The sequence below is a fragment of the Bacillus sp. FJAT-27986 genome (assembly GCF_001685035.1).
In the GTDB taxonomy this organism is placed as follows: Bacteria; Bacillota; Bacilli; order Bacillales; family Pradoshiaceae; genus Pradoshia.
Genome location: NZ_MAYV01000012.1, coordinates 21,686 through 45,495 on the forward strand (window position 1 = coordinate 21,686; position 23,810 = coordinate 45,495).

The 23,810-nt window shown below is 36.9% G+C and carries 21 protein-coding genes, 2 pseudogenes and 1 riboswitch; of the genes and pseudogenes, 15 read left to right on the forward strand and 8 right to left on the reverse strand.

Annotated features, from left to right (window positions below; translation table 11 throughout):
• Positions 1-33 precede the first annotated feature (33 nt).
• From A8L44_RS06530 to A8L44_RS06540, 3 genes are all read left to right on the forward strand, one after another.
• A complete protein-coding gene (locus A8L44_RS06530; RefSeq protein WP_066103393.1) occupies positions 34-288 on the forward strand; it encodes a hypothetical protein in 255 nt (84 codons plus the stop codon).
• Entirely contained in the window at positions 260-1,915 is a 1,656-nt protein-coding gene (locus tag A8L44_RS06535) for a beta-N-acetylhexosaminidase (RefSeq protein ID WP_066103397.1), read from the forward strand. Before A8L44_RS06530 ends, A8L44_RS06535 begins: the two co-directional genes overlap by 29 nt.
• Positions 1,916-2,242: 327 nt before the next feature.
• A complete protein-coding gene (locus A8L44_RS06540; RefSeq protein ID WP_066103399.1) occupies positions 2,243-4,156 on the forward strand; it encodes an NAD(P)/FAD-dependent oxidoreductase in 1,914 nt (637 codons plus the stop codon).
• A 207-nt stretch (positions 4,157-4,363) separates the two neighbouring features.
• Here A8L44_RS06540 and A8L44_RS06545 read toward each other — a convergent pair whose 3' ends face one another.
• A complete protein-coding gene (locus A8L44_RS06545; RefSeq protein ID WP_066103401.1) occupies positions 4,364-5,515 on the reverse strand; it encodes a YhgE/Pip domain-containing protein in 1,152 nt (383 codons plus the stop codon).
• 129 nt (positions 5,516-5,644) lie between these two features.
• Here A8L44_RS06545 and A8L44_RS06550 point away from each other — a divergent pair, with 129 nt between their 5' ends.
• The 3 genes from A8L44_RS06550 to A8L44_RS06560 all read left to right on the forward strand — a co-directional run bounded on the left by A8L44_RS06550 (position 5,645) and on the right by A8L44_RS06560 (position 7,604).
• Positions 5,645-6,229, forward strand: coding sequence for a TetR/AcrR family transcriptional regulator (locus A8L44_RS06550; protein WP_066103403.1), 585 nt, complete (start codon positions 5,645-5,647; stop codon positions 6,227-6,229).
• 117 nt (positions 6,230-6,346) lie between these two features.
• Complete coding sequence (locus A8L44_RS06555; RefSeq protein ID WP_175354250.1) at positions 6,347-6,925, forward strand: metal-binding protein; 579 nt, start codon at positions 6,347-6,349, stop codon at positions 6,923-6,925.
• A 436-nt stretch (positions 6,926-7,361) separates the two neighbouring features.
• Entirely contained in the window at positions 7,362-7,604 is a 243-nt protein-coding gene (locus tag A8L44_RS06560; RefSeq protein ID WP_066103409.1) for a hypothetical protein, read from the forward strand.
• 389 nt (positions 7,605-7,993) lie between these two features.
• Here the strand turns inward: A8L44_RS06560 and A8L44_RS06565 are convergent.
• Positions 7,994-8,308: pseudogene (locus tag A8L44_RS06565) on the reverse strand (IS1595 family transposase); the annotation flags it as partial.
• A 41-nt stretch (positions 8,309-8,349) separates the two neighbouring features.
• Positions 8,350-8,799 (reverse strand): YhcH/YjgK/YiaL family protein, encoded by a 450-nt coding sequence (locus tag A8L44_RS06570; RefSeq protein ID WP_066103412.1) that lies wholly within the window; start codon positions 8,797-8,799, stop codon positions 8,350-8,352.
• A 354-nt stretch (positions 8,800-9,153) separates the two neighbouring features.
• Positions 9,154-9,200, forward strand: a riboswitch (PreQ1 riboswitch).
• A gap of 125 nt (positions 9,201-9,325) precedes the next feature.
• On the opposite strand from A8L44_RS06570, the gene queF reads away from it, so the two are divergent.
• The 4 genes and pseudogenes from queF to A8L44_RS19165 all read left to right on the forward strand — a co-directional run.
• Positions 9,326-9,826: a preQ(1) synthase gene (gene queF / locus A8L44_RS06575; RefSeq protein ID WP_066103416.1), complete on the forward strand. Its 501-nt coding sequence runs from the start codon at positions 9,326-9,328 to the stop codon at positions 9,824-9,826.
• Between the two features lie 55 nt (positions 9,827-9,881).
• Positions 9,882-10,553 (forward strand): 7-cyano-7-deazaguanine synthase QueC, encoded by a 672-nt coding sequence (gene queC / locus A8L44_RS06580; RefSeq protein WP_066103419.1) that lies wholly within the window; start codon positions 9,882-9,884, stop codon positions 10,551-10,553.
• Positions 10,553-11,092 carry a VUT family protein gene (locus A8L44_RS06585; RefSeq protein ID WP_066104272.1) on the forward strand — a complete coding sequence of 180 codons (540 nt, stop codon included), beginning with the start codon at positions 10,553-10,555 and terminating at the stop codon, positions 11,090-11,092. Before queC ends, A8L44_RS06585 begins: the two co-directional genes overlap by 1 nt.
• Before the next feature lie 50 nt (positions 11,093-11,142).
• Positions 11,143-11,303: pseudogene (locus tag A8L44_RS19165) on the forward strand (IS3 family transposase); the annotation flags it as partial.
• Between the two features lie 64 nt (positions 11,304-11,367).
• Here A8L44_RS19165 and A8L44_RS06590 read toward each other — a convergent pair.
• The 4 genes from A8L44_RS06590 to A8L44_RS06605 all read right to left on the reverse strand — a co-directional run bounded on the left by A8L44_RS06590 (position 11,368) and on the right by A8L44_RS06605 (position 16,641).
• On the reverse strand, positions 11,368-12,078 hold the full coding sequence (locus tag A8L44_RS06590) for a hypothetical protein (RefSeq protein WP_066103422.1): 711 nt from the start codon (positions 12,076-12,078) through the stop codon (positions 11,368-11,370).
• Between the two features lie 393 nt (positions 12,079-12,471).
• The gene (locus A8L44_RS06595) at positions 12,472-14,133 is read right to left on the reverse strand and encodes an FAD-dependent oxidoreductase (RefSeq protein ID WP_066103424.1); all 1,662 of its coding nucleotides are present in this window, start codon (positions 14,131-14,133) and stop codon (positions 12,472-12,474) included.
• Between the two features lie 544 nt (positions 14,134-14,677).
• Positions 14,678-15,730 carry an SMI1/KNR4 family protein gene (locus A8L44_RS06600; RefSeq protein WP_077248010.1) on the reverse strand — a complete coding sequence of 351 codons (1,053 nt, stop codon included), beginning with the start codon at positions 15,728-15,730 and terminating at the stop codon, positions 14,678-14,680.
• Positions 15,731-16,071: 341 nt separating this feature from the next.
• On the reverse strand, positions 16,072-16,641 hold the full coding sequence (locus tag A8L44_RS06605) for a biotin transporter BioY (RefSeq protein WP_066103433.1): 570 nt from the start codon (positions 16,639-16,641) through the stop codon (positions 16,072-16,074).
• A 191-nt stretch (positions 16,642-16,832) separates the two neighbouring features.
• Between A8L44_RS06605 and A8L44_RS06610 the strand changes: the two genes are divergently transcribed.
• Positions 16,833-18,365, forward strand: coding sequence for a hypothetical protein (locus A8L44_RS06610; protein WP_066103436.1), 1,533 nt, complete (start codon positions 16,833-16,835; stop codon positions 18,363-18,365).
• Between the two features lie 103 nt (positions 18,366-18,468).
• Here the strand turns inward: A8L44_RS06610 and A8L44_RS06615 are convergent, their stop codons facing one another.
• Entirely contained in the window at positions 18,469-18,753 is a 285-nt protein-coding gene (locus A8L44_RS06615) for a hypothetical protein (protein WP_066103440.1), read from the reverse strand.
• 88 nt (positions 18,754-18,841) lie between these two features.
• Between A8L44_RS06615 and helD the strand changes: the two genes are divergently transcribed.
• From helD to A8L44_RS06635, 4 genes are all read left to right on the forward strand, one after another.
• The gene (helD, locus tag A8L44_RS06620; protein WP_225983576.1) at positions 18,842-21,082 is read left to right on the forward strand and encodes an RNA polymerase recycling motor HelD; all 2,241 of its coding nucleotides are present in this window, start codon (positions 18,842-18,844) and stop codon (positions 21,080-21,082) included.
• 126 nt (positions 21,083-21,208) lie between these two features.
• The gene (locus A8L44_RS06625; protein WP_066103443.1) at positions 21,209-22,117 is read left to right on the forward strand and encodes an ABC transporter ATP-binding protein; all 909 of its coding nucleotides are present in this window, start codon (positions 21,209-21,211) and stop codon (positions 22,115-22,117) included.
• Positions 22,114-22,869, forward strand: coding sequence for an ABC transporter permease (locus A8L44_RS06630; RefSeq protein WP_066103446.1), 756 nt, complete (start codon positions 22,114-22,116; stop codon positions 22,867-22,869). The genes A8L44_RS06625 and A8L44_RS06630 overlap by 4 nt, the downstream gene beginning before the upstream one ends.
• 23 nt (positions 22,870-22,892) lie before the next feature.
• Positions 22,893-23,798, forward strand: a complete 906-nt coding sequence (locus A8L44_RS06635; RefSeq protein ID WP_077248011.1) for a DUF1848 domain-containing protein — start codon at positions 22,893-22,895, stop codon at positions 23,796-23,798.
• The last annotated feature ends 12 nt before the right edge of the window (positions 23,799-23,810 follow it).

Genomic DNA, 23,810 nt, shown 5'->3' on the forward strand with positions numbered 1-23,810 from the left:
TTTCGCTGATTTTGAATAGAGGTGGAGGTAGCCATGCAAATACAATTAATTGGGTTGGATGAGCAATTGGATTCAGCTTCTCAGGAAATCTTAAATCTATTAAACATCAAGCAATCAGACAATGGGATTCCCATTTTAGTGGAATCTTCAGAATCTGGAATTCACGTTCAATATGATGGTAAAAGTGGAACGATTGCCTATCAAGAACCGTGCCAATTCTTCCGTGCACTAGGCCTATTGATAGAAGGGATGAAAAAGGATGAGCTCTTCGGAGAAACCAGTTTATAATTCCCTTGGGGTCTTAATTGACTGCTCCAGAAATGCCGTTTTAAAAGTCGAAACCTTTCAAAAGTTGATCAAACATTTGGCCTTAATGGGGTATTCTTCTGTGCAGCTATATACTGAAGACACGTATGAGATAAAAGAGTATCCGTATTTTGGCTATATGCGTGGCCGTTATTCGGGAGAACAATTAAAAAGTATGGATCTGTATGCAAGCAGCTTCGGAATCGAGCTGATTCCCTGTATTCAAACGCTGGCACATTTGGGTACAGCATTAAAATGGGAGACATTTTCCGATATCGTGGATTGTGATGATATCCTGCTTATTGATGAAGAGAAAACGTACGATTTGATTGATGCAATGTTCAGGACTATGTCCAAACATATTTCCAGCAGAAAAATCAATATTGGAATGGATGAGGCCCATATGGTCGGGCTTGGCAAGTATCTGGATAAACATGGTTTTCGGGACCGGTCGACTTTGTTGCTTAAGCATTTTGCCCGCTTGATGGAAATTGCCAGAAAGTACAGCTATGAGCCGATGATGTGGAGTGATATGTTTTTCCGGTTGGCGAGTTCGGGAGAGTATTACGATACCGAAAGCCCAATTCGAGAGGATGTTATAGAAATGATCCCAGATGACATATCATTAGTTTATTGGGATTACTATTCGGTTGAGTCGGAAAAATATGATGGTATGTTGAAAAAACATAAACAACTCAGTAACAACATAATTTTTGCTGGCGGCGCTTGGAAATGGACTGGCTTTTCCTCAAATAATCATTTTAGTCATCATGCAGGTGAAATTGCTCATAAAAGCTGCCTTCGTAATGGAGTTAAAGATGTATTTATTACAGCCTGGGGTGATAACGGCGCGGAAGCATCAATTTATTCCATACTTCCGACCTTACAGCTTTGGGCAGAGCTTTGTTATACGGATAATGCTGAAACAAGCCGCCTGGAGGAGCGCTTTACCACATGTGTCGGAGGGAATTACTCTGATTTTATGAGCTTGGATATGACGATGATGGTACCTGGTAATAAATTGCCGAATAACCATTCAATTAACCCGGCTAAGTATCTATTGTATCAAGATGTATTATTCGGGTTATTTGATAGACATGTGATACCTAATGAGTATGCTTCGCACTTTCAAAACTGTGCAGATCGTTTTAAAAAGTGTATCAATAGAAATCCCGATTGGCAGGCATTGTTTCTGACACAGTATTCCTTAAGCAGTTTATTAGCAATTAAGTGTGAGGCAGGGATAAACATTCGGCAAGCCTATCATAATCAAAATCGTGAAATTATGGAGGACTATTGTAATACCTTCTTACCTGAAATGAAAAAGTTAGCAGAGGAATTCATGAAAGCTTATCAAACGCAGTGGATGGAAGAGAATAAAATATTCGGTCTTGATGTATTCGATCTTCGGATGGGCGGCCTGCTGCAGCGGATTCAATCCGCCATTAACCGGCTCAATGACTACCTTAAAGGCAGGATAAACGAGTTGGAAGAATTAGAACAAGAGATTCTCTATTTTGATGGCCGGGAAAAAGATGAAGAAACAAGCGCTATCAGTGCTAACTTATGGCATACAATTGCAACACCTTCTGTTATAGCAGGAATATAGCATATCTTTATCCGATTTAAAGTTATATAGAAATGAATAAACAATATAAGAAATCATAATATGTTCTAAAACCTGTGTAAACAGCAGTCACGCAGAGTATGACTGCTGTTTTTTTCACAAACCGTACAAATAAAGCGTTTAAATCACATTGATTAAATTTATAGAAAAATTTACAATAATTGTATGGATGGTACTTATCTTTAAAATCCAGTCATCATTCTTTATGTGAAATATATCACATAAAATTATCTAATAATATATGAAAGCAAGGGACGCTTCTGGCATGGTTTTGATCGAATTCGTCCCTTTTAATGAGGTGGCCACAAAATGTTGGTATTAGAACCTATTAAAGTCGGAAATTTGGAACTGAAAAACAGATTTGTTATGGTTCCAATGGGAGCAGAACTCGGAAATTTTGATCCAAGAACAGTAGATTACTATGTTACCAGAGCAAAGGGCGGAGCATCGATGGTGATGACAACCGTTATTGCAACAGAAGCTATCGATGGCCATACCCCTGCATCCACATTGACAGAAGAAAGTTTTGCAGGCTTTAAAGAGCTAGTGGATAGGGCCCATGAATTTGATTGTAAAATCTGCCTTCAAGTGGTGCCCGGAATTGGATTAGGTGGTATAGGAGAGGGCAGGCTAAAGCCTGCTTCAGCATCAGCTTTACCATTGTATCCCGGTGCTAATATAACCTTTGAAGAATTGACGATTGATGAAATTAAGTTTATACAAGGTGAAATCTCGAGAACAGTAAAATTAGCGAAGAGAGCAGGAGCAGACGCCATTGAAATCCATGCTTATGGCGGGTACCTGACAGATAAATTCATGACCAAACGATGGAATATCCGCCAGGATGAATATGGCGGAAACTTTGAAAACAGGATGAGATTTTTAACAGAAATAATCGATGTCATCAAGGAAGACCTTGGAAGTGACTTCCCTCTCCTTGTTAAATTTACCCCGGATCATTTCTTGCCAGTAGAAGAAGGGTACAGGGGAATTGAAGAAGGAATAGAGATTGCCAAACTATTAGAAAGCAAGGGTGTCCATGCATTACATGTTGACGCTGGCTGTCATGATAATTGGTACATAGCAATGCCACCTATTTACCAGCAGGATATGGTTCCACAAATGATTTCATCTGCTAAAATTAAGGCTGTCACGTCTTTGCCAGTTCTTTCAAATGGGCGCCTGGGTGACATTGAAAAGGCTGAAGCTGCACTTCGAAATGGTTGGATTGATATCGCGGGAGTTGGAAGAGAGTTTTTGGCAGACCCAAATTTTCCAAAGAAAGTGATGGAAAATAGAACGGACGAAATCAGACATTGCATTTATTGTAATGAAGGCTGTATTGCTACCGTTGCTGCTGGTAAGAGCATAAACTGCGCCGTCAATCCTCTTACGGGCTATGAGGGATTGAAAGAATTGAAAGCAGCAGATGAATCGAAGCGGGTTCTAGTGATAGGTGCTGGTCCTGGCGGCTGTCAAGCTGCCATAACAGCTGCAGAAGCAGGTCATGATGTGGAAATATGGGAGAAAAAAGCCTATCTAGGAGGGAACTTTCATAATGCCTGTATGCCTCCGTTTAAGCGGGATGGAATGAAAATTCTCGATTATTATCGGACAAAACTTGACCGGTTAAATATCTCGATTAGGTATTGTAAAGAGGCAACGGAAGAAGCGATATTATCCTATAAAGCAGATTTGGTGGTTCATGCTACCGGTGGCAATCCTATAATGCCAAGTGCAATCAAGGGACTGAATAAGAGCCATGTTTACACAGCAACAGACGTTCTGCAAAATCAAGCTCTTCTTGGAAAAAAGATATCGGTTATTGGCGGCGGGCTAGTCGGCTGTGAAACCGCAGTTGTGCTTGCAAATAAAGGAATGCAGATCACTATTATCGAAATGGCTGAAAAAATGTTACCTGAACCTTTATTTATACAAAATGCAATGATGTTAAACCAGCTTTTGCAGCACCCAAATATCACGTTTAAAACATCTGCTAAAGTAACAGAAGTACTAGATCAAGCCGTAGAAATTGAGGTAAACGGCAATAAAGAATGGATTGATTGTGATAGCGTTGTGGTAGCAGCAGGATTTTCGCCTAACAATCATCTATATCACTCTTTAAAAAATAAAACGAATATTGTTAACGTTGGTGATAGCGTGAAGGTTAGAAAAGTACTTGATGCAGTACACGAAGCATATGATGCGGTCTTAAATTTGTAGAATTATAATAAAAAGCTGAGACAAATCTACGAATGAACAAAAAAGCCGGCAGAATTTTACGAGGAGTAAAAATCTGCCGGCTTTGATTTTGAATCTAGTGATGTCCCTGCCTCTATTCAGCTTTATTTATATAAGAGCGCAGATCCAGTTGGAATGACTGAAGTCGAATATTTATAATGTTGTCAGAGCACATCATTATAAATAAGCTTATTTAGCATTAGTTTTTTTTGCACGCACTGGTTTAAAAATAGATAGAACATACATCACTAACCCTGCAATACCAATTCCTAAAATGGTGTTGAATGATTGGCCGGTGTAGAAGCCGCTGCCGAAGTAGAAAATTTCACGTAAACCTTCAGAGGCAAAGCGGATAGGAACCCAAGGGCGAATGAAGTTTACAAAGAAATCAGGAAGCATTTCTTGTGGTGTCATTAAAACACCCATACCTAACAGCATTACAACCATGAATAAGGTAATGGCTGGTTTACCGATCCATGCAGTTACTCCGGAGACTAATAAAAAGAAACAGAAGGCTGCAAACGATACGAACGAACCAACCAAGAAGTAGCTAGGCATATTAATACCAGCGATTAAACCAAGCGTTGCAACGGTAAAACCAGAGAATAGGGCAATAATTATGCCGAATAATGCTTGACCTCCCATTAGGTGTAACGCTTGTTTCCGAGTTAATAATTCTTTTTTCAAAATGTTTGAAGAAGCTAAAAATACTATGAAACCACCGATTAACGCACCTACCCAAGCAGGAACTGCCATTAAGGTTGGAGCACTTCCGTTTGCAGTTGAGGCTGTAACGGCATTGAATACTTTTTCTTCAGAAACAATCGGATTCACAAGTACAGCTGCCTTGTTAGACTCGATTTGTTGACCGTCCATTTGCGCAATAAAATTTGAAGAATATTGGTTGTTTAATTGGGTAATTAAAGCAGTTAAAGCAGTCTTAGCATAGTTCGCACCAGTTATGTTATAACCTTGGTTAATATATACCTGTAAAGTTGCTGGAGAGTTGTTAGTCAGCGCATTTTGCAATGTATCATTATAACCTTCAGGAATGACTAATGCAGCATAATACTGTTTATCATCAAATAAATCTTCAATATCTTCTTCTTTTTCATTTGTAAAAGCTAACATTGGTTCTTCGCCGTCAGTGCCTTTACTCATTTGTTCAACTGCCGATTTCACGGCATCTACATGTACGCCTTCATCATTTACTATAAGTGCAACTGGTAAATTTCTTACTTGTGGGTTACCTTGAGCAAATAAATTTAATGAGAATAACGCAATAATTAAAATTACTGCAATAGGAGCAGCCCAAGCTAATTTTTCTTTAAATAATCTCAATCAATTTCTTCCTTTCTTAATAAACAACATATTGTTCAGTAATATTTATTCATTTTATAATCAAGGTATAAACAGAAGCAATGAACAAAAGTGAACAGCTTGTTCATTTTTAGAAATAGAGGGATTTTTGTGAGTATTTATGAAGAAAAAAACCGTAAAACTAAACAACTAATTCAAATGTCATTTTTGCAAATTTTAGAGAATAAGCCGTTTGAACAAATTACGATCGGGGATATAACAAAAACCGCACAAATTAATCGAGGAACTTTTTATTTACACTATCAAGATAAATTCGATTTGCTTGATCAAATAGAACAACAATTGTTTAGAGATTTAGGAAATCATATTGACGAATTACAATCTCGCTACTCTTCCATACATACATTTGAAAATGGACAAGAGCAAATAGCTGCTTCTCTATTTAGTTCAATTAAAATGCATGCACCAATATTAAAAATTTTCTTAAGCAATCATGGTAGAGCAGGTTTTCATATTAGATTCAGGGATGCCTTTTCAGAAAAAGTACGTTTGAATTTAGAGAAAAATGATAGCATTAATGCAAGGTTAAAGGCCCCTATGGAATATTTTTTATCTTTTATCACATCTGCTTTTTTAGGATTAGTCGAACAATGGGTTCAAAATGGTTTAGACAAAACACCAGAAGAAATGACAGCTCTATATATTGATATTATTTCTTTTATTCAAAAGAAGTAATGCGACTTTTGAATCTGGGAAAATTCATTCTACAATTCTGAATCATGCCTAGATAAAAAACCAAAATTATTGGCTTTTTTGTTTTTTCGACGACGAACAGAAGAGCGAACACTTGTTTTGAGCGAAAATGTGTTCCCAGCTCTGATTATCCCCTATAATGGAAAACAATGGCTGGTTCAGGAGAACCGTCATAAAAGAACAAAACGGAGGATTAGGGTGGCAAACGGGAAAGCGCATAAGAAAATAAACCTAGTATTTTTAGCTATTGGAATTGGGGCCGTATTGATCAGTTCTCAACAATATGTGCATGGGATTTCCGTGATTATAGGATATCTCTTCGGCACTTATTGGATGAACCCTGATTTGGATATAAAAAGCAATCCGTATCGGAGGTGGGGATTCTTACGGTTCATGTGGATTCCCTACCAAAAATTTAAGCATCGCTCCATCTGGACACATGGGTATGTGATTGGAGATATCATCAGATATCTGTATGTGATGGCTTGGATCATGCTGGGAGCAGGAGCGATGAGTATCCTGACAGATGTGCCATATGGAATTTATATCAATCATTTAGAGGAATTCGTTATTCAACATAAGTTGTCTTTCTTATCCTTTATTGTCGGGAATATGCTTTCATCTACCGCACACATTTTGACCGACCATGCTTCAACCACTTTCAAAAAGGTCTTTTAGCCAAAATCCAAATCCCTTTTCTGCTAGGAGAAAAGGGATTTTTAGCATTTCAAGATGGCTTGTCGTTCGTCAAACTTCAATATGTTCTCTCAAATCGAAGCCATTTTAAATACTCTTCGTCTTAAAAATAGGCTGTTTTCGTAAAGATTGTTGCTTTATAAAAAAGGTTGATTTATATCCATTTTATGGTACGGTTAGATTATAGTAGCTTATTGAACAAACGGGGCAGGTTAGCGAAAAAAGGACTTATATTATTTTTAAAGACATATATATAATAATGGTTTTACATACCACCGGGAAAATAAACGACATATATAAAGACATCAAGCTTGACCAAGGCATTATAATTAAGTTCAAGAAAGAATGTCCTCAAAGAGAATATATTTATACAAAATGGCTTGTAAGCTATTTTGTCGAACGATTAGGGGGTAATATGGTGAGTGAAATAGATAAACGCAACAGATTAAAGGAAGAGCCATTCAATTACCAAATAACGAAAAAAGGGACAGTGATCATCTATTACGAAGGCAAGCAAATCAAAATTGTAAAGGATGGGAAGGCTGCGCAACTTATAGAAAAATTAAATGCAGCAGAAGATATAATGGAAGTACAGCTTTTATTAGCTAAAATTACAGGGAACTTTAAACACGGCAACGAAAAAAACGGTAAAAATAAATAAACAAATTCATTCCTCGGAGATTTGGCTATAAAAGACGCTGCTAGAAATTTATAAATAAGGATCTTTTATATATCAATGTTGATTATACAAAGACAGGATGGCAGTGAAAGACGGGCGATTCCTGCCCGAGCAGTGGGACAGGTTAGATCCCAAATTATTAAACAGTGGCGTTCATCATAGAAAGATTAATGCTTTTTTGTGGTTGAATATCTTGTTGAAGTAAAGGGGCAGGTTCGTATTATATAGTTCAGCCAGAACTTTCTGGTTGAACTTTTTTCATTTGAATTTAATCTATCAGTAGCCAGGGTAGAACGTAAGGGGCAGTGGGACAAATGATCCCGTCCGCTAAACTGTTCACCCCCTACTTGTAGAAATATGTTTGAGGCTGGTTCATCTCTACCTCCACGCTTCTTAGCCTTTCTATCAATTACTTCTCGGCCTTTGAAAGACTCTTTGAAAAAGGTCTCATCGATTTCGATAATTCCTTTTAAAGTTTGAAATCCCAATGAACGAAGGGCAAAAAGCACCTTATGTCGCCAGTAAAATGCGGTAGACAAATGGATTTTTAGTCTTTTGGCAATCTTCGGCAAGGTGTAACCCTCAACTATTAAATGAAAGAAAGTAGACCACTTTCCAAGATAACGAGTGCCAGATATAGGAGTGTTAGTTAGGTCGTTGAAAAACTTTCCGCAATCACGACAAAGATTAAGAGAGGCAAAATCATGAATTGATGTTGCCTCTTCCATTAATCACACAATACTTTTACTACTGCTTTTTTTACAGTTTGCGGTTGTTGCACACAAACACCTGGCATATGAGCATCTTGGGGCATAAACACAGCAAAACATCCTTCTTTCACGATAAGATGATTACCCTCGCCATTCAAGAACATAACATCATTTTCTTTTTGTTCCTCTACGACTTCTGTATCTTCCTTATTTGTATAAACCATTCTTTCCTCGCCTTTAATGACGTATTGGATATCCGTATATGAGTAATGAGCTTCCAGGCGACAGTCTTCAATGAGCTTTGTTTCATACTCTTGAATCATTACGAAGACCTTGTCATTTTCAATTTCATACTTTCCTACCGGCAAGGCTTGCAAATCATTTTCCATTAAAAAAGCGAAGGCTTTCTTTAATCTAGGATGCACTCCATCATATAATGGAGCATTTGATAACTGATCGATAATCATATATGTTTCCTCCGATACGTAATATAAGTATATAAAATAGTAACATAACCAGTAATAGCGATACAAGAACTTGTATACAAGTCTGGTTCGTATGATATGAAAAACCGAAGGAGAAAGAAATAATTGAGTTTGATTAATAAACCATCAAACCTTTAGATAATAGTCATCTGGCCATTTATTTGTGTAAAATTGCCAAAATACTTTTATCGTCTAACTTGTGTTTATCATTTTTAGCTCAGCTCCATATTTTATGAAACACCCGTGATTCAACTTACATCTGTTAACTTTTTTCCTTTTATAACCATTATCGGGTGTGATATGATAAGATGTAATTAAAATAATATCTGAAGATTTTCAGGAGAGGTTCATAGCGGATACCCTCTATAAAAAACTATGGATACATGTCATTCTCGCCATGTCCATATATTGGACGTGGCTTTTTTGACTTTCTAAGTAGTTATTTTTATAGAAAAAGAGTATGGCCCTCCTTGGAATGATTAGATATCTAATTCAAGGAGGGTTATTTATGTCTGGTCGACAACAAACAGAAGGATTAGAGGATTTAACGTTATTGGGAAATCAAAATGTGAAGTATGCATTTAATTATGCACCTGAAGTATTAGAGTCTGTAGATAATTTACATTCAGACCGTGATTACTTTGTTAAGTTTAATTGCCCTGAGTTTACAAGTCTTTGCCCAATTACGCAGCAACCGGATTTTGCGACCATGTATATTTCGTATATTCCAAATAAAAAAATTGTAGAAAGTAAGTCACTAAAATTATATTTATTTAGTTTCCGCAATCATGGAGACTTCCACGAAGACTGTGTCAATATCATTATGAATGACTTAATTAAACTGCTGGATCCTCGTTATATCGAGGTATGGGGCAAATTTACTCCACGCGGGGGTATATCAATCGACCCTTGGTGTAACTATGGCCGTGCAGGTACGAAATATGAAGAAATCGCAAATCATCGCTTAATGAATCACGATTTATATCCCGAAAAAATTGATAATCGCTAACTGAGTGTTACCACAATTCGTTAAAATCCTTTTATCTTGGGAGGGGGGAAAGATCATGAAGCAAGAAAAAGCATTAGTCGTGTTTAGCGGCGGACAAGATAGTACTACATGCTTGTTCTGGGCAATGAAAAATTTTGGAGAGGTAGAGGTTGTGACATTTAATTATGGGCAACGACATGCATTAGAAATTGAATGTGCAAAACAAATCGCTAATGAATTAAACGTCCATCATCATATTTTAGATATGTCATTACTTAATCAACTTGCTCCGAATGCATTAACACGCGCTGATATTGAGGTGAAGGATGGTGCGGAAGGAGAGTTGCCATCAACGTTTGTACCGGGTCGCAATTTATTATTTTTATCTTTTGCAGGTGTATTAGCGAGACAAATTGGTGCAAAGCATATTATTACAGGTGTTTGTGAAACAGATTTTAGCGGATATCCAGATTGTCGTGATATTTTTATAAAATCATTTAATGTCACAATCAATTTATCAATGGAAGAAGCCTTTGTTATACACACACCTTTAATGTGGTTGAACAAAGCAGAAACATGGTCCTTAGCAGATGAATTAGGTGCATTTGATTTTGTGAAAGAAAAGACCTTAACGTGTTATCACGGTATTAAAGCGGACGGCTGTGGTGAATGTCCCGCTTGTAAGCTGCGTCTGCAAGGAATGCACACATATTTACATACCAAACAGCATATAGGAGGATCAATATGATACGCATTCTATTCTATTTAGTATCAATTGTAACGGCAAATGTACTGACAGCGCGCTTTGCTCCATTAGAATTTTGGATATTCATTATTCCAATGGGATCGTTCTTAATTGGTGCAACCTTTATCTTCCGTGATTTGGTTCAAAATAAACTTGGTCGTAAGAGGACCTATGGTTTTATTTTCTTAGCTTTAGTATTATCAGCAACTGCATCTTATTTATTAGGAGATACTCTAATTATCGTCGCAGCCTCTGCGCTATCATTCTTAATCGCAGAAACAACAGATACAGAAATTTATACACGTTTAAAACTTCCGATGGCTTGGCGTGTCTTTTATAGTGGAATGGTTGGTGGTTTATTAGATTCAGTTGTGTTCGTCATTGTAGGACTAAGCCCATTAGGAGCTGGATATATTCCTTGGTCAGCTGTACCAGCTGCAATTATTGGTCAGATTATCGTGAAAACGGTTATGCAAATGATTGGTGCATATCTATTAGGGCAAGGGTTGTCTTATAAAGAAAAATATCTGGCGAAAGTATAAAAAAGTACAATAAACAAAAAGAACTATCAAATGGCTTTTCCGATACGGTTAAGGGCTTATTGAAGTCCGAGCTTCTTTTTCTCCGGGAATTTAAGAGTTTGGAGTATTTTGAGAAAGAAATGGCGGACTATATCCATTATTACAATCACAAAAACAAATGAAGGCGAAATTAAAAGACCTGAGTCCAGTTGAATACAGAACTCAGGTCTTGAAGCAGCCTAATTATATATGTCTAAATTTCTTGAATCAGATCACACGGGAACCGCTTTTATTTCTTAATGTTTACAGGAAATCACTTTTACACTTTTGACTTTTCCTTTTACCGCTTCTGGCAGATATTCATACGTTTCAAATGGCTTTGGTTGGCCTTTTTTCAAGCTGTCCGCATAGCCTGACAAGACTGCGACCATTTGGTTATTTTCATCTAGTAAAACGGCTGCATAGGATGCATCAAACTCTTCATCTGTCGAATTCACAAGTTTGCCTGTTACTGTGTACATTTTGTACTCATCTTCTTTTAATACAGGGTTTTCCACATTAACACCGACATATTCCTCAGATGCCTTGTCATACTCAGGCACGCAATACACTTTGGCGATGTTCTCTTGTTTGATAGGTTCTTCAATAAAGAGGGTATTCGAAATATAGGTTTTCTCCCCTGGATTGACAATGTGCGGGTAACTGCTTCCGCCCATTTGGGCACCTAATACATTTCCGTCTTTGTCTTCTGCCGCTAAGTCAGAAGAATACAACACTGCTGGGATGTTGCTGGTATTTTCCAGTTCGGCATAGTAGTAAATGGTCGTGTCATCACCGGTTTCGATATAATATTTTTCTTGGGTGAATTCCAAGTTGACTTCCTGCTGATCGTTTTCTTGAACGTTAGTGGTGGTAGAAGTTGTTTCATTGTTTGTGTCTTTTGTTGCGTTCGAACAAGCCGTCAACAACAACGCTCCAAACATAATAATGAAAAATCGCTTCATCACTGTTGTGCACTCCTTTGGTGAAATTAGGATCTTATTATAGCATGGAAGGGAGAGGTATTTTACTGTAATTTCCATTTACAAATAATTTCCAGTTAGAGATGTTGCGTTAATGAAGAACGAAGGAGGAGAACAACATGAATATATTTTTTGAGAACTGGCATATGAATTTCCAAATAATCTAAAAAAACGTGAATGAAGCACTGAGTAAAAAAGAACAAGTATCTGGTTGTTCTTTTTGTCTGTATTACCATGGAACGGTCTTTAGTACGGTTAACCATTTTAAAAATGGAGGTATTTTTCCTTTTGTATAAAAGAAGAAAGATATTGATAGAAATAACAAAAGCATAAGAACTTTAGCTGTTCAAATGCTTTTGTCTGGGTTTAAAAAGTCTCTTATTTTTTATCCTTACAGTGCATGGAAGCTACGTAACCAAAGGTCATACCTGGTCCTAATGTTGCTCCTGGCCCAGGGTAAGAATGCCCCATAATGGATGATGAGCAGTTACCACAAGCGTATACATTATCAAATACAGTGCCGTCTTCTTTGACAACCCTTGCTAATTCGTCTGTAACTACCCCGCCTTTAGTGCCGATATCCCCTGGGTAGACTTTCATTGCATAGTAGGGGGCCTCATTGATTTCAAGTAAATTTGGATTTGGCAAAGAAGGATCGCCGTAATATCGATCATGTGGCGTTTCACCTCTATGGAAATCTAAATCCTTACCATTTCGAGCAAATTCATTGAATCTGTTCATTGTTTTAACTAAATTTCCTTTTGGGATATTTAATTTATTTTCTAGTTCTTCGACTGTGTTCCCTTTCAAAACAACATCATTGTCATAGTATGCTTGAGGGAAATCTTGCCCAGGGAAGAGGCCGGTAAAGATATATCTTTTCTTAGCCCTTGCATCTAAAATAATCCAGGAAGTGATGGCTTTACCGTCTGTTTTTTCATTATGTTCATACATTTTATCAACGAATTCATGATATGGAGTCGGTTCATTAATATATCGATTTCCGTCTTGGTCAACGATAATCATATTCGGCAAGCCTCTATCCGCTACTAAGAAAAATGGCATACCCAAATGATTAATGACAGTAGGTGCACCCCAAACTCTGTCCATTAAACCAAACTTCGCATTCAATTTTGCGAAAGGCTCAATAATATCACCAGTTTGACCTTTTGGTGAGCTTGTCCAACTCACATCTTGTGGACTTGGAAGATATTTATCTCTCTTTTCTTGATCCCGAGAAAATCCACCTGATCCAAAAATTAAGCCTTTATTGATTTTGATTGTTACTTGTTTACCGTTTTCGTTTACGATTAGGCCTGTTACTTTATCGTTTTCGTAAATAAAATCAACAAATGGTGAATCAAGCCAAATTTCACCGTTTAAATCTTTGTAAGTTAGAGCCAATCGAGCTATTAAAGCTCTACCTAATGCGGCATAATCTTTTTTGAATAATTTATGCTTAATTAATCGCCATCCAAGTGTTAAAGAAGCTCTTTTTCCTGCCCAGGACCTGGTGATCATATTCACTTTAACGAAATCCTGTCCTGTCATAACGAAACCTTTTGTATCCATAGCAGGAGGGAGAAGCTTGCTCTTCCAATCTTCTAATTTATTTAAATCAATTACTTTGGGCTCGATCGACCGGCCAATCCCTTTTCCACCCGGATGTGTCGGGTAATAGTCAGAGTAATTATTTGCATAGGAGAATCTCATATGTGGGCTTAAATTATGCATATAATCCAGCATTTCGATCCCTTTTTTCAAATAGGTTTCTTTAATTGTATCACTTACTAAATCACCTACAGTGGAATCTAAATATAATTTAGCCTCTTCAAAACTATCGGCTACACCAGCCTCAACTAAATATCTGTTATTCGGAACCCATACACCGCCGCCTGATAAAGCAGAAGCTCCTCCAAAATGCTTTTCCTTTTCAATTAGCAGTGTACTTAATCCCTCTTTTTTTGCAGTAATGGCGGCAGAAAAACCTGTTGCTCCAGAACCGACTACTACTACATCATATTCGTAATCCCAACCCATTAAAAAATCCCCCTTTGAGTAGTATCTGCGCAAAATAACAAAACCCCTAAATAGAAACCATTAAATATTCAGACAATTAAATTTTACAGTATTTAGAACAGATTATACAATAATATTTGGAAATATTTATTAAATATCAATCAGTAGAAGGACTGAATTGACCCATACTTAATAAATGAGATAAGCATAGAGAGTGAAACGAGAGTTTATTGTAGAAAAATATATAATGTTACACCTGGTATTTAAGAATAATTTAACGAACAATGCCATTCCAATAGGGTGGAAGGTTAGTTTACCAATGGATGCTCAAAAGAAAATAATAGTTGTTATTGAGTTGGCACTTTGAAAATTACAAAATGGTAGATAAATAAGAATTGATGAAGATTAGATAAAGGAGGATCTCTGGATATGTTTTATCGTCTAGATATGTGAAGGGAAATAATCCAAAATAATCAGATCCCGATCAACTTTAGAGGTCAGGATCTTTTTATAGGTTAGAGTGCTCTAATTAGTACACTGTAATTTTTTCTTTTCTTAAAAAAGCTTATATTATCTTAACTTCTACCCAAGCATCGGTAAGAGGGATTCCCCCCAATGTTGCCTCTTTAAAGAATTGTTCTATTGAATCGAATGACTGATCTGCACCAGTGAGACTTTCCAATATCCATTTATTATCTTTCTGTATAACATGGTAGCTATTGTCTTTATACATAAAGCTGGATACGACATTGTAACCATAATCAGTATTTTCTCTTACCATTTCCATCTTTAAATCTTCTATAGAGTAATTAATTTTTTCTGTAATCATATCAGCATAGCTTCTCACATCAGAATCTGTATCATTTTTAAATAGTTCAATGAATTTCTTTAAGGTATCTTCACTAAATTGGTAAGTATAATCATTCCAAATTTTATTAGCTATAGAGATCCTTAAATCATCATCAGGATGTTCGCTCAATTGTAATAACTTTTCGCCATACCAATCTAAATCTGCTTCCTCATCAATAGTATCAAATTGGATAATTTCAGAAAGTGTTTCAGCATCATCTTGTTCGATTAACGATTCAAAGTCTTCCTTACTATATGTCACAATAGAATAGTCTTCGTCATCTGGTAATTCTATTTCCACTACATATAAGTTTTCTAGAAAATCGTCAAAGTTTCTAGCGAGTGTTATTACTTGTGAAATCTCATCATTATTATCTACGTACACAATTGGCGGATTTGAAGAAGTATGCCGATAATCAAAGGCCAGCCAGTAATGACCATCACCATTAAACAAAACAAGGCCTTTAGGCATTTTCCATTCTTCTATTAATTCTTCACTATCTAGTATTCCTCCATTTTTGCCAATTCCATCGAGGTATTCTACTTCTATGAATAAATCGTCAAATACTTCATGCTTGGGAGCGGGATGAGCATTGTAGATGATACTCCCGCCGTTTTGATCTTTTAATAATTTTATGTAGGATTCTGGAAGTTTAACACCCAGCTTTTTTTCGGCCATTTCAATAATTGAATCAGTGACCGGTAGTGGTTTGTAACCTACATCTTTATCCCATATGCTGCTTTTCAAAATCTCTTCACCTAATTTCATATAAATTATTGCTCAATATATAATTCTACAAAGTTCCATTTAATCCTTTACATATATTGGTTGATGGATAATCTTTTGTGTGACTTTAAATAAAATTTGTTTTTAAGAAAAAATGAAAGGAGGATAGAGGAAATGTTGACTAGTGGGCACTCAAATAGGGTGCCTTTTATTTGGTTTTACAGCACGAATTATATAGTTTTGCATATTTTCTATGGAGTATCTAGTTGCTTTTATGATAACTAGTAGAAATATAATCAGTAATAGAGAAGCTGATAAAAACATACTTTATATCGGCTTACAGATAATACCTTCCCAATATAGCAAAAGATACTCCACCTAATTCAAAGGGAGGAGTATCTTTTAGCTTGAGCTGGTAATAGTTTAGCAGAGTTCAAGCGCTGCCTTATAGTGATGCCGAACCATGCGGCTAGGAATGCTTTAATGATGCCGACTGGTAAAAAAGGATAAATACCTGTTACTAAAGCTTCCTGCCAGGTAAGTGCTGCAAATAGTTTTAACCAAACGCATCCAACGGTTAAGGTGATACACATACCGATTAGGTTTGCGAAAAAAGCTTGACTGTATGTATAGGATGTTTTTTCTAACCATAGCCCAATCAGAAAGGCTGTCGGAATGAATCCGATTAAGTAACCGCCCGTTGGTCCAAATAAAATACCTAATCCGCTTGTGAATTGAGAGAATACAGGTAAGCCTATAAGACCGAGTGTTAAATAGACTAATACTGTAATCGTACTGTGTCTGGATCCCAAGATGGTTGCCACAATCCCAACGGCTAATGTTTGTCCTGTAATAGGAATGAGAGGCAAAGGAATGGTGATTTGGGCTAACAGACAGATGATGGATGCACACATTGCTGTGAGAACTAGCTTTTTCGTTTTATTATGAGCCATAGACAGTCACCTCAATCGAAAATAAGTAAACTAATTTAAGTAATAGGTTAACATATTTTGTGGAGATTTAACAAGATTTCTATAAATTAAAATTTAAACAATTGTAATTTATAGAAAATTCTACCAAATCAAACTAATATAGTGATATTATTTAAATGAGTATAAAGATCTAGAGATTAAGGGGGATTCATTTGAGTAAGAAGGCCATAATTATACCAATTATTACAGGTTTTATCATGTTGCTGCTTTATTATGTGTACAATGTAAGACTGGAAACAACTCTGCCTGATGATGGGTGGGGAAGATCAAGCAATTTGAAAGCATCATCAAAATATCCAATGGAATATTACAGTTATCAAATAGATGATGAGTTACACATTTTTATGCCGGATGAGACAGATGTTTCTCACAAAGTATTGGATCAAAATTTCAACATGTTAAAAGAAGAATCTATCCAAGCCGAAGTGGCGCCGGCAGAACCAATTTGGGCGTCCGAGGGTCAGCTGATTTATATGGATGATGATAAGTTAACCATCAACCAAGAGGGAACGGATCAGGTAATCGCTCAAGACATTACTTCTTTTTCACCTACCCAAGCTGGAGTTCTCTTTTGGAATAAGAATGAACTAAAAGAATATAATGCAGGTACAGGTCAAACAAAGCTTATACATACATATGATCAACCTATTTACACAGGATTGCAGGCTAAAAATGGTAAGTCCTTTTTAGTAGGACTTCAAATATCTGATTCCGAGGTTCATTTTTATTCATTGTATAATGGAAAATTAAAAGAGCTGCTCGAGCATTCAGCAACTGGCGGGGAAACAATTGAGAATATCATCTATGATGCCGGAGACAAAAAAGCTACAGCTATTATCGAAAAGTATTCGATGGCACAGGGACAAAGGGCCTATCAAGCGTTGGAGTTAAGCTTTGATTTAGCTACTTCAAAAGTTGAAAAAAATGAGAAGTATACTTTTTATGATGAGAAGAATGGGAGTGAGTTAGATAATCCTCGCTATTTGCAGATTTCCTACCAGGATGATAAGCCGGCAATTTTATTTGTTGCTGAGGGCAGTCGAGTTGCAAAGCGTTCTGGGTATAATGTTTACTATGCCACGCAGCAAAAAGGAGCCTGGGTAGCTGAGAGGAGAAGTAATACGGAAGACACACCTGCCAGACCTCAATGGCTTGATCAGAATTATATAACTTGGCAAACGTTTGATGGGAAGGAATATGTGTTGAACGGCACAACGGATGATGATCGATATATCGAATCTTCACAAAAAATAACCAAAGAAGATTATACCTCCGCTCTATATTATTCTATTTCTGGCATATTCAGCGGCTTTTTTATGCTAGTGCTTGGACTGGTATGGGTTGTTCCTCCATTGGTCTTTTACGGAATCCTGTCGTTTATCAAGAGTGATATTTTCGAAAGGAATGAACGCAGTTGGGTAGAGCCGGTGGGAATTCTGCTCTATATCGGTACTATGATCTATATGCTGAATGAGGTCTTATCAGAAAGGTCATTCTTTGCGGCTCCATCATATTTAAACTTCGATGGTAGCTTGATTATTTGGCCTTTAATCATCAGTATTGTTACGTATATGATCTATCGCTGGGTGATGAAGGAAGATACAGGTTTATTTGCTGGATTATTTTACTACATAGGCTATAATTTATTAGTTATGACCTGTTTATTTGGGCCATACTTATTGTGAATAACGTTAAGAAGAATACCAGGCAATCATGAAACGATTGTCTGGTTATTTTGTCGTATCGGGTGTATGAATATAACGTTACCTGCAAAATCCCAAAATCAATTTAGTAAGAGATTTCACTGCTCGGTTTATATAAATCAATATAATGGATGGGTAAATCACTAGTGAATGTAATTATTCGTTTAAATATCTTAAAATGAGTGAAAAATTCATCAAATAAGAGAGTTTCCTGTGAATTAAAGTCATACACGGACAAAAATTGTTCCATTATTTCACACGTCTCCGGGTCATTCAATATTCCATGAACTTCAAGCGGCACTTCAAATTTTAAATAAAGATGATCTAACCCAAAATCAGAAAAGACCAAAGCAATTTGATTTCTGTACATGATTCCACCTCCAATAAGCAGTATGGTGATTTGTTTAGTCTTTCAAACAGGAATTCTTGAAATATATAAAGAAAGGATAGGTGAAAGAGTGATAAGTAGTATAAATCAGGAGATTGAAGAGGAGAAACAACGGCTCGAATTTATAAAAAAATACATGCAGGTTGTCATTGATACAGCTGAAACAAACAAAGAACAATTTATGGAAAAAATGAAGGACATTTTTAAAGATGAAGACTGGGTAGAGAGTGCGGGGTATTCGCAGCTTTTAACGAGTGCAAGCTTCTATCAGCTATCAAGGTCCGAACTGGAAAGTTTAATTAAGGCATTACCTAAACCATATTTTGCGCGGGTTGATTTCACTTCTCGTGAGGCTGGCGGAATGGAGAAGCTTTATTTTGGAAAGACATCCTTATTCCAACGTGACAATCAGGAGCAATTGATCATCGATTGGCGTTCACCTATTGCTAATTTATACTATGAAGGCCGGTTGGGAGAAGTGAGTTACACATCAGAAGGTGAAACTTATGACGGTACCATTAGTCTAAAAAGGCAATTCATCATTGAGGATGGAGAGTTGCTTGACATACGGGATATCGATGTTACGACGGTGGATGAATTATTGCAGGAGTCTCTTGCCGGCAGTTCTGCCAATCGATTAACAGAGATTGTTGCAACGATTCAGGAGGAGCAGAATCAAATCATACGAGCGGATTTAAATAAACCTATTATTGTGCAGGGAGCTGCAGGAAGTGGGAAGACAACTATTGCTTTGCACCGTATTTCATATTTTTTGTATCACTATAAAGATGTATTCCAGCCTGAGCAATTATTAATTTTAGCACCAAGCTTTTTATTCCTTGATTATATTTCAGAGGCACTCCCGGAACTCGGTGTTGAGAAAGTAAGGCAAATGACCTTTCAGGGATATGTGGAAGAGGTGCTGGGGAAGAAAATTAAATTGACAGAGGATACTAAGCTTCGTGACATCCTCAAGGATCAACAATTCGTTCACATCTCAAGCATCAAAGGTTCCTCTCTATTTCAAGGGGTGCTTGACCATTATGTTGAAGAAATAAAAACCAGTTTAATGGTGCATGAAGACTTTCGGGTTGATAAGTTTAAATTGTATACAGCAAAACAGTTTAATCATCTTTTATACAATGAGTATACATATTTGCCGCTTTATAAACGAATCGAGAAACTAAAAAAAGTCCTTCAAAATCAAGTACGTTTGAATAAAGATAAAATGCTGAAAAAAGTAGTTCAGCATTATGAGGTCAGAATTGACAGGGCCTTAAACTGGAAGGGTGATGAGAAAAAGCGGAAGCAATACATTTCGCTGGCTTTGGATAAAAAAGAGGCGAGGATCAATGATCTGAAAATGGAAATCAAAAAAGCCGTCCAGGATTATATGAGCTATTTTGATAAGAGAGATATATGGACACTTTATAAAGAATTATACAGCGACCCGGACAGGCTGGTTCAATACTCAGATCATAAACTCAGTAAAAAAGAGGCGTTAGAGCTTTGCGAAAGCAGTCAGAATATCTTTTCTAAGAAAAAATATGAGCTTGAGGACTTGGGCCCTATTCTGTATTTATATGCAAAAATTTATGGAGTTAAGCCGGAGAAAAAGGCAAAGAATGTAGTGATTGATGAGGCGCAGGATTATAGCTTTTTGCAGCTTCAAGGGCTTAAAACAGCTTTGGAAACAGATATGTTTACCCTTGTCGGTGATTTGGCGCAGGGCATCCATTCTTACCGGGGAATAACCGACTGGCAGGAAGTAAGAAAATCCATTTTTCCAAGAGCCATTTATCGAGAGCTGAAAAAGAGTTACCGAACAACCGTCGAGATTATGAATGAAGCCAATCAATTATTAAAACGGCTATCCACTTCATTTCCGGAGGTTGAACCAATCATTCGACATGGCAAACCACCTGTATTTTTAGAGATCACATCTGATGAGGAATGGGCTGAACAGATGTCTAATCAAGTAAGGAAGTTAAAGGAAGAAAAATTCAATACTTTCGCGATTATTACAAAGACTGAGGAAGATGCAGCGATTGTAAATTCCATTCTTAAACAGCATACTGAGCTAGACCTCTATTTACTTGAAGAAACGACATCTATTCCAAAGGATAAAATAGTAATTGTACCGTCGTACTTAGCGAAGGGATTGGAGTTTGATGCTGTATTTGCTGTCACATATAATGAAGTATACTCGGATAACCATGAGATCGATATTAAACTATTGTATGTTGTAATGACCAGAGCTCTTCACCGACTGATACTAATGGGGAAACAGAAGAGGGCATTTATTCTCTAACATTTGTTGGAGAAAATGTCCCTTTTTCTATTTGTTTTGGAAAACACGTTTACCGTATATAGGTAAGCGGTTGTAAGTAGTGTAAAATAGATAAGTAGATTGGATTAGGGAGGTAAGGCAGGGAGAATGAGAAATACAGTTTTAGAAGTCAAATCAATCAGCAAACAAATAGCTGGTTCTGATATCCTTAAAAATATCAGCTTTGAAATAGAAGAAGGCGAAATTTTCGGCTTAATTGGACCCAATGGTGCTGGAAAAACGACCTTAATTCGAGTGATTTGCGGACTTATGAAGAAAAATGCCGGCCAGATTAGAATCATGAATCACGAGGTAGGAACGTCTTTTGTTGACGCCATCAAACATGTAGGAGCTATTATTGAAAATCCAGCCTTTTACGATTATTTAACTGGGTGGCAAAATTTAGAATTATACGCTAATTTATATTCGAATATATCATCTGATAGAATAGAAGAAGTTGTTGAATTAGTCAACCTGACAGAAAGAATCGATGACAAGGTACATACATATTCGTTAGGAATGAAACAGAGATTAGGAGTCGCCCAGGCCATTTTGCACAAACCGAAGATTTTGATTTTGGACGAGCCAACAAACGGGTTGGATCCAGAAGGAATGCGTGACTTACGCAATCATCTTCTCTATTTGGCCAAAGAAGAGAATATATCGATTCTCATTTCCACTCATCTATTATCTGAGGTTGAAATGCTTTGTGATCGAATTGGCATCATAAAAGCGGGTGAATTATTGGAGATCACAAATGTAAAAATGGATCATCATGTGCTTATTATTGAGGTGGATGATATCCAACATGCTCTGGCTGTATTAGATGCAAATTATGAGGTTATTTCATATAAGGGAAATCTTATTCGCTTATCAGTTGAGAAAAAGGATATCCCGATGCTTAATGAAATGCTGGTTCTGAATAAAGTGAGCGTGTATCAGCTTGCTTATGACCAAAATCAGTTGGAAGACACCTTTTTACAGACGATTTCAGCGAGGGAGGTTGGAATTTCGTGAGGTCATTACTTTATAACGAACACTATAAAATGACAAATAACAAAATGGTCAGATACTCCTTTCTGGTGATGCCTTTGTTGATTTGTTTATTACCATTCTTTTTTACAAAACTGATTAAAGGAACAGACGGAAATGTGATTGACTTTATGTCTGTGCTATCCAACTTCCTAATCATCACGATATTTCTAGCGATTGGTTTGGCGGGGAGTATACTGGCTAATGAATTTCAAACAGGAACAATTAAACTGTTATTGATCCGTCCGAGAACAAGGTCAATGGTCTTATTTGCCAAATGGCTTACGATTCAATTGTATGGTATATATTTATTAACCACTACATTTATCTTTTCCTGGCTTATTGGAGGAATCATTTACGGCTTTGGAGCGGGCTATGGGCTTATGTTTCAAAAGTTATTGTTAACGTATGGAATTACGTTTTTGGAATTGATGCTGATTTCAACCTTTACATATGCAGTATCTGTCGTATTTAAAAATAGTGCCTTTGCAATTGGGTTTGGAATAGCTGCGTTACTTGGCGGGAAGTTTGTAACGGAAATTGCAGAGTTGCTGGAGCTGTCCCTTGGCAAGATTTTGCTCTTTGCCAATACACAGTGGGACCAATACTTATTCGGTAATACACCTATCCTGTCTGGAATGTCACCAGGCTTTTCGATCATCATCCTTATCATGCATTTCATTTTCTTTTATGGTGTTGCTTGGTTTTTCTTTGCAAAAAGGGATATAACAGTATAAAGTAAAGGCCTGAAAGGGTGAGAATGATGATTATTAGTGCCAGCAGGAGAACAGATATACCTGCGTTTTACTCTGAGTGGTTTATGAATCGAATCAGAGAAGGCTATTATATGAAGGTGAATCCTTTTAATCGTCATCAAACAAAGAAGGTGTCACTTTTGCCGGTAGATGTGGATGCAATTTGTTTTTGGACAAAGAATCCAAAACCGATGAATCCCTATATTCCTGAATTGGTGGAGATGGGCTACCGTTTAATGTTTCAATATACTCTAAATGACTATCCAAAAGAGATTGAGCCAGGGATGCCAAGTTTATCTAACAGAATGAAAGAGTTCCAGTATATATCTGATTTAATCGGGCAGGAGAAAGTAATCTGGCGATACGATCCCATTGTGTTAAGCAATAAAACGAATGTGGAGTATCATATCGAGCGATTTACTCATATAGCAAAACAATTATCCGGGTTTACTACGCGTGTAGTGATTAGTTTTCAAGATTTTTATACGAAGACAAAAGGTAGACTTGCTAATCTGGAAAAGGTGGAGGGCTATCAATTCGATGACTGGCTTGACCCTAACAATCGGTCAGCTTTAAATGCATTGACCCGTACCATTGGTTCAGTTTGCAAGCAATATGGAATGGTACCAGAGACTTGTTCGGAGATTATTGACTTGGATACACACGGAATCAAACATGGCGCGTGTATTGATAAAAACTTTATTGAAGAAGTATTTAACCTGCAATTATCCGGTAAAAAGGATAAATACCAACGGGCTGAATGTGGGTGCATGGAGGCAGAAGAGATGGGTTCATATGATACATGCCCATTTGGCTGCGTATATTGCTATGCGGTAAGAAGTCCGAAGCTGGTGCAGACAAATAGACAAAAACATGATCCAACTAGTCCTTATTTACTGATAAACGAGTAAAATAATGATATA

Excerpts from the sequence above, each read along its gene's own strand:
- A8L44_RS06530 (WP_066103393.1), top strand. The coding sequence starts at position 34 with ATGCAAATACAATTAATTGGGTTGGATGAGCAATTGGATTCAGCTTCT.
- A8L44_RS06535 (WP_066103397.1), top strand. The coding sequence starts at position 260 with ATGAGCTCTTCGGAGAAACCAGTTTATAATTCCCTTGGGGTCTTAATT.
- A8L44_RS06540 (WP_066103399.1), top strand. The coding sequence starts at position 2,243 with ATGTTGGTATTAGAACCTATTAAAGTCGGAAATTTGGAACTGAAAAAC.
- A8L44_RS06570 (WP_066103412.1), bottom strand. The coding sequence starts at position 8,799 with ATGATTATCGATCAGTTATCAAATGCTCCATTATATGATGGAGTGCAT.
- queF (WP_066103416.1), top strand. The coding sequence starts at position 9,326 with ATGTCTGGTCGACAACAAACAGAAGGATTAGAGGATTTAACGTTATTG.
- queC (WP_066103419.1), top strand. The coding sequence starts at position 9,882 with ATGAAGCAAGAAAAAGCATTAGTCGTGTTTAGCGGCGGACAAGATAGT.
- A8L44_RS06595 (WP_066103424.1), bottom strand. The coding sequence starts at position 14,133 with ATGGGTTGGGATTACGAATATGATGTAGTAGTAGTCGGTTCTGGAGCA.
- A8L44_RS06600 (WP_077248010.1), bottom strand. The coding sequence starts at position 15,730 with ATGAAATTAGGTGAAGAGATTTTGAAAAGCAGCATATGGGATAAAGAT.
- A8L44_RS06605 (WP_066103433.1), bottom strand. The coding sequence starts at position 16,641 with ATGGCTCATAATAAAACGAAAAAGCTAGTTCTCACAGCAATGTGTGCA.
- A8L44_RS06615 (WP_066103440.1), bottom strand. The coding sequence starts at position 18,753 with ATGTACAGAAATCAAATTGCTTTGGTCTTTTCTGATTTTGGGTTAGAT.
- A8L44_RS06625 (WP_066103443.1), top strand. The coding sequence starts at position 21,209 with ATGAGAAATACAGTTTTAGAAGTCAAATCAATCAGCAAACAAATAGCT.
- A8L44_RS06635 (WP_077248011.1), top strand. The coding sequence starts at position 22,893 with ATGATGATTATTAGTGCCAGCAGGAGAACAGATATACCTGCGTTTTAC.